This window comes from Aureimonas frigidaquae (assembly GCF_001463905.1).
In the GTDB taxonomy this organism is placed as follows: Bacteria; Pseudomonadota; Alphaproteobacteria; order Rhizobiales; family Rhizobiaceae; genus Aureimonas; species Aureimonas frigidaquae.
Genome location: NZ_BBWR01000007.1, coordinates 181,764 through 187,961, shown reverse-complemented (window position 1 = coordinate 187,961; position 6,198 = coordinate 181,764). Strand labels below are relative to the sequence as shown.

The 6,198-nt window shown below is 66.9% G+C and carries 3 protein-coding genes and 1 pseudogene; all 4 read right to left on the bottom strand.

The genetic code is table 11. The annotated features are described in order from the left end of the window. Positions 1-716, bottom strand: a pseudogene (locus AUL30_RS08155) (hypothetical protein); the annotation flags it as partial. Between the two features lie 5 nt (positions 717-721). After that, on the bottom strand, positions 722-3,304 hold the full coding sequence (gene mprF, locus AUL30_RS08150) for a bifunctional lysylphosphatidylglycerol flippase/synthetase MprF (protein WP_062227364.1): 2,583 nt from the start codon (positions 3,302-3,304) through the stop codon (positions 722-724). Between the two features lie 171 nt (positions 3,305-3,475). Then, positions 3,476-3,901: a MucR family transcriptional regulator gene (locus AUL30_RS08145; protein ID WP_062227363.1), complete on the bottom strand. Its 426-nt coding sequence runs from the start codon at positions 3,899-3,901 to the stop codon at positions 3,476-3,478. Between the two features lie 435 nt (positions 3,902-4,336). Next, on the bottom strand, positions 4,337-6,166 hold the full coding sequence (locus AUL30_RS08140) for a DUF882 domain-containing protein (RefSeq protein ID WP_062227362.1): 1,830 nt from the start codon (positions 6,164-6,166) through the stop codon (positions 4,337-4,339). Between the last annotated feature and the right edge of the window lie 32 nt (positions 6,167-6,198).

Sequence of the window (6,198 nt, the reverse complement as noted above, 5' to 3'; positions counted from 1 at the left end):
GCCAAGGCAAGGGCGGCGTCCGCCGTTGCGGCGCGAGCCGCATCCGCATCCGGCGCCGCGGCGAAGCGCGCATGATCGGCCGTGTCGGCGCCGAGGCCCGCCGGCCGTCCCGCCGCGACGAAGGTGAAGGGCTCCGGCAAGGTTGCGGCCAGGTCATAGGCATAGCCGCCGGCCTGTCGGCTCGCCACGGCGCCGTCGCAGATGGGCAGGCGCGTATCCAGCGTTGCCGCAGCATTTAGCGCAACGCCGCCGGCCATCGTAGCCGCCGGGGAATCGGCAACGGCGGCATAGGCGAGAACGCCGCCCCGCCCCTCGCCCACGACGACGGGGTGGGAGTAGGTGTCCAGCGCCAGGACGTGCTGCACTTCCTTGGCAATGCCCTCGATATCGGAGCCGGCATAGAGGCAATCCTCGGCATCTTTTTGAAGGGCAGCCATCCAGTCGTCGAGCCGCACCGGCAGCACGATCAGGCCGTGCTCCACCAAGGCATTCGTCAAGGCGCCGTCCGGCGCGGCGCCGGCATCCGAAATCTGGATCGCGACGCCTTGCGCATCGCCCGCCGGCACGATCGCACGCACATTCATGAGGTTCTCGGCCGAGACGGTCACCTCGCGCCGGCTGCCCGGCCAGTGGAGGTGGCCCGTCCACCAGAGGGCCGCGCCACCGGCGCAGGCAAGAAGGAGGGCGGCCAGAAGGGCGTGCCGGAGCGATTTCATATCGATTACCCTTCCGAAGGCCGGCGGGAGATGAGGGACGTCACGTCGATCAGGGACCTGGCCGTGTCGAGGCCACGCGGGCAGATCAGATAATGCGGCGACCAGACGGGCCCGAACTTTTGCTTGAAGCCCCGCAAACCGTCGAAACTGTAGAGATCGTTGCCGCGGCGGTAGAGGAGCGATCCGAAACGGTTCCACCGCGACGCGCCCCGGCGATCGACGAGGCCGGACAGCGGTGCCGCGCCCAGATTGAACCAGCGATACCCTTCGTCCTTGGCGGCCATCAGGACGTGACCGAACAGGGCGTCCATGATCCCGCGCGACAGGTTGGGCACATGGCGCATCAGGTCGATGGACATTTCCTCGTGATGTCCCGACCGCCACAGATTGGCGAAGGCCACGACATGCCCGTCCTTGCGCATCACGGCATGATCGAAGTTCGACAGATAGGCGGGATCGAAATAGCCGAGCGAAAAGCCCTTTTCCGCGCCGGACTTCATGTCCAGCCAGGCATCGGAGACGGCGCGCATCTCGTCCAGGACGGTGGGCACCTCGGCCGCCGGCAGAATGGCGAATTCCAGCCCCTCGCGTTCCGCCTTGCGCATGGCGGTGCGCAGATCCTGACGTTTGGCGCCGGACAGGGTGAACTGCTCCAGGTCCACCCGCGCGACTTCGCCGAGCTTCAGGGCCGTCAGCCCCATGTCCAGGAAGAGCGGCAGGTGCTCGACGCCGACTTCGTAGAAGACGGGCCGCAAGGCGCGCCTGTCGGCCATGTCGCGGAAGGCCCAGGCGAGCTCCGCCACCTTGTCCGGTGCGGCGACCGGCTCGCCCAGGGCGATCAGACTGCCGCCGGACTGGGCATACATGACGAAACCGGTCCCGTCGTCGGAGACGAGGAAGCGCTTGTCGCCCAGAAGCGCCAGTTGCGCATTGGTGGCGGGCGCGGCCGCGACCAGCGCGCGGACACTGTCCGGCAGGGGATCGACCACACGGTGGCCATGGCGCTGATGGATCCACAATTCGAGCCCCGCCGCCGCCATGACCAGGAAGACCAGGACGCTGGCCCGCAGGAAGCGCGGCGCATCGGCATCGAGCGCGAAGTCCCACCAGAGGGAGTTGGCGTATTCGACATGCGAATAGGCGAAGAAGCCGAGCCAGGCACAGCCGATCAAAGCGGCCATGACGGTGGCGAGCCAACGCCAGTTGAGCGCCAGGGGTGCGTCGTCCTCACGCCGGTAGAAGGCGCGGCGGAAGACGTAGAGGAAGAGGGCGAAGGACAGAAGGACCAGCGACTCCTCCCAGTCAAGGCCCTTGGACAGGGAGAAGACGGCGCCGGCCAGCATCAGGCCGAGCGCCAGCACATAGGCGCGCCACAGACGCCGCGCGAGCCCACGTGCGATGACCAAGAGCGCGACGCCCACGAAGCTGGCTGCCAGATGCGAGAACTCAATGAAGGGCAGCGGCAGAATGGCCGACAGCGATCCGACGCGGGCATCGAGAAGCGGTGTCGCGCCGGAGACGAGCAGGACGAGGCCGCCCAGGAAGGAAAGGCTCGCCGTCAGGGGCGGCGCCATCGGCTCCACGATGCGCGCGGCCATGGCCATCTGCCCGCTCAGCGCATGGCGCTGCAAGGCGATCTCGGACGCGGCGAGCCCGACCATGGTGACGATCAAAGGCATCAGCGTATAGATCAACCGATAGACGACCAGGGCGGCGAGCGCATCCGGCCGACCGCCCAGGCCAAGCGCGGCGACAATCGTCGCCTCGAAGGCGCCGAGGCCCGCGGGCGCATTGGACACGACACCCGCAACCGTCGCCATGGCATAGACGATCGCAAAGACGGTGAAACTGCTGACCGTCCCCTCTGGCAGAAGAACGTAGAGCACGGCGGCGGCTGCCACGACATCCACGATGCCGGCCAGGATCTGCGCCACGGCGGCGCCGCCATTGGGCAATGGCAGGTGCCAGTGCTTGATCCGCACCCCGCGCTCTCCCGTCGCCAGCCACAGGACAAGGACGCTGACCAGAACCAGGATGGCCGCCCCGATCCCGACATCGAGCATAAGGGGGAATTCCTGCAACCACGGAACATCGGCCGGGTCGGCGACCAGCGCCACGCCAACCATGACAGCCAGCGCGAACCACAGGGCGAACCAGGAGATGCCGACGACACGGGCGACATCCACCGGCTCGAAGCCGAAGCGGCGATACACCCGGTAGCGCACGGCCCCGCCGGTCAGAAAGGGGAACCCCAGCGCGTTGGAGATGGCATAGCCCCCCGCCCCGACCAGCGCCGCCACGCTGAGCGGGACGCGACCGGGCGCGGTGTGCTCCACGGCGATGACGTCATAGGCGGCCATGGCCATGAAGCTGACGATGGTGAAGGCCACCGCGGCCAGGAAGGTCGATACGGGTATGGCGGCGATGGCCGGCCCGATCATGTCGAGCGGCGTGTCATCCAGAAGCCGTGACAGAGTGAGGAAGGCCAGAACAGTGATGGCAAGGCCGACGGCGAGGGTCAGCCAGTTGCGCGTGGATGGACGGCGGAGCCAGGCGGTAAATCGCGCCATGCCAGAACCCTCGACCATTCCTGCCATCCCTTTGCGTCGCGCGGGGCCAGCCCTTGCGCCGACGCCGCATCACGCAGCCATCACGCTTTCTTTACGGCAACTCGAAGGCGGAGATGCAACATGAAAACGCCGGCCCAGGGGGCCGGCGACGGATTCATACACAGGAATTTCGTGCGATTGGGTGTTGGGTCAGCGGCCACGACGGCGCTTGTGGCCCAGGCCCATCTGCTTTGCGAGGCGCGACCGGGCCGCAGCATAGTTGGGAGCGACCATCGGGTAGTCGGCCGGCAGATCCCACTTCTCGCGGTACTCTTCCGGCGTCAGGTTGTAATGAGTCATGAGATGGCGCTTGAGAGACTTGAACTTCTTCCCGTCCTCGAGGCAGATGATGAAGTCGTCCGAGACGGACTTCTTGACCGGCACTGCCGGCTTCGGCTTTTCGACCGGCTGGGCGGCCGGTGCCGCCGTCGTACGGCCGAGCGCACCGTAAACATCTGAAATCAACGCAGGAAGTTCGGCAACCGGCACGGAATTGTTGCTGACATACGCCGCAACGACTTCTGCCGTCAGCTCCATCAGCATCTCGTTGTTATCGACGCTTTCGTTCCGTTCCATTGCCATACCTCGTTCGTGAGCGCATCAGGGCGCTCTTCAAAATTCTTCGGAAACAGAGTCCTGCCGCGCGGGGAAAGTGCGCCCATCCACTGCTCGAAAGGACATATAAAGTCTGTGTATTTACGGAGCTTCGACTGTTGTCAAGACGGCTAAAGCAAAATTAACTTTCCGAAAGGTCATCATTGCAATGGATCTTCCTGGCTGATTGCGCAGTGAACGACCAATCCAAAGATGTTGAACGCTTCCACAATGACATGAAACCATCCACCGAAAGTCCAGTCGCGACAGCCGTATAATAGAGCTGCTTCTCTCAGCCGTTCGGATCTCGGCCTTGAGGGCTGCCACCGGGATGCAGATGCACGCGTCACATACGAAAAGGCCCCCGGAACTGACCGGGGGCCTTTTGGTGATTACGGTAGTCTGGATGCAGCGCGGCTATTGTGGGCCGAATCGCTCCGACGGGAAGGCCACCGGTACGTTGACGACCAGCATGGATGGGGAAAGTCGCTCACCCTTCCCGCCGGTCAGCTCCGCAACCTGCAGGGGCTGGGTGATCTCGGTCGCCGTCGCGATGCGGGAGGTGATCGCGGCTTCGTCCAGCGGGTCGGGATCGGAGGAACCGATCCGCCCCCCCTTAGAGGCGATAGCAGGTGCTTCTGCCGCAGCGGTCGCGGCGTCTTCGACGACCTGGCGCGGCGCAGGCTGCGGTGTTTCCAGCGCGGCAAGGAGCGTCGAATGCGCAGCCGGTTCGTCCGTGGCGGGCGCATCGGAAGCCATGGCGGGCTCGGCGGCGTCTGCAGCATCGACCGTGGCCGGCTCCGCCGCATCGGCTGTCTCGAGCACGGGCTCTTCGACGGCGCTCGGCATGCGCGGGGTCGGGTGAGCGACCGGGACGGAGAGTTCCGCCTCCGCCGCGCTGGCCGTGCGTTCAGGCACAGAGGCCGACAGGATCGCATCGGCAATGGCATCGGGGGCCGGGACCGCATCCTGGCGCGGCGTCGCCGCAGCCTGGAGCACCGCCGCAAAGGGGCGTCGGCTGGGCGTCGGCACCGCATAGGCCAGTTCCCCGGCTGCCGAGGCGGGCTCCGCCACGGCGGCGACTTCCACCGGTGCAGGCTGCGGCTCCACGGCGCGCGCCGGTGCGGAACGCGGCATCGGAATATTGGCGACAGCCACCGCAGCGGGTTCGGCGGCGGGCGGCGGCGCGGCGGGAATGCCGGCTGAGGGTGTCGGAACGCCGGCCGCCGGCGTCGGCGCACGGCTGCTGGTGTCGAATTGCGGGCGGTCTGGCATGGCCATGCCGGATGGCAGCGCGGCGGCGACCGGCGCAGCAGGCTGCGGCGCAGCGGCCCGGCGCGGCGCGGGCGTCGGCTGGATGGAAGCGATGGCGATTTCGGGCTCGGGCGTCGGAGCCGGCTGCGGGGCCTGGCGTGCCGGTTCCCGCGTGCGGCGCGGCGCCGGGGTCGGGGCGGCCTCCATCTCGGCGTTGTCTTCCGCCTCGTCGTTGCCACCGCCGAAGATGCGCGCCAGAAGGGACTTGCCGCGACGGGTCTCTCCCGCGCTGGCGATCTGGACATCGCCGGCAGCGCCCTTGCGCCGGTTGTAGGACGCCATGGCCTGCTCGTAGCCCGGCAGCGGCTTGCCGTCCGAGGGAAGGTAGATGGTGTTGCCGCGCGGGAAGATTTTGGCCAGTTCCGACCGGCTCATGCGCGGCCAGTAGCGGCCGTTGCCGCTGTCGAAATGGACGAAGGGCGAGCCCGACCGCGGATAATATCCCACGCCGCCGAGCTGCAACTTCAGCCCGATCTCACGCAGGCGGCGGAGCGGCACGTCGGTCGTGTAGAAATCGATCGCCTTGCCGGACATATGGAGGCTGCCGCCGGCGACGCCCGAGGAACGCGAGCGGAGCATGTTGTTGGTCTTGGGGGAGCGGTAGCCGCCGAGCACCTGGATGTAATCGCGCGTGCCGGACTGCTGTTGCATCTCCCACATGATGTCGAGCAGCGCCGGATCCATCCGGGTGGGTTTGTTCTCCCGCCAGTCGCGCAGGGCCCAGTTGGCCTGCTTCAGTCCTTCGGCCAGGTACTTGCCGTTGCGCTTGTAGGTGATGACGGACTTTTCGCCCAGGTGTACGTGCTGCAGGCGCAGCGTTCGGGTTTCCGCCTTGGCCGCCATACCGGGGCCGGCCAGCACCACGAGCCCGGTCGCCAGGATTGTCGCGGCACGCACCATGCGTCGCATGGCGCTTGCTTTCGTTCCGAGCATTCGGTCTTTTCCCCTCGCTAGCGAGTGCGGCG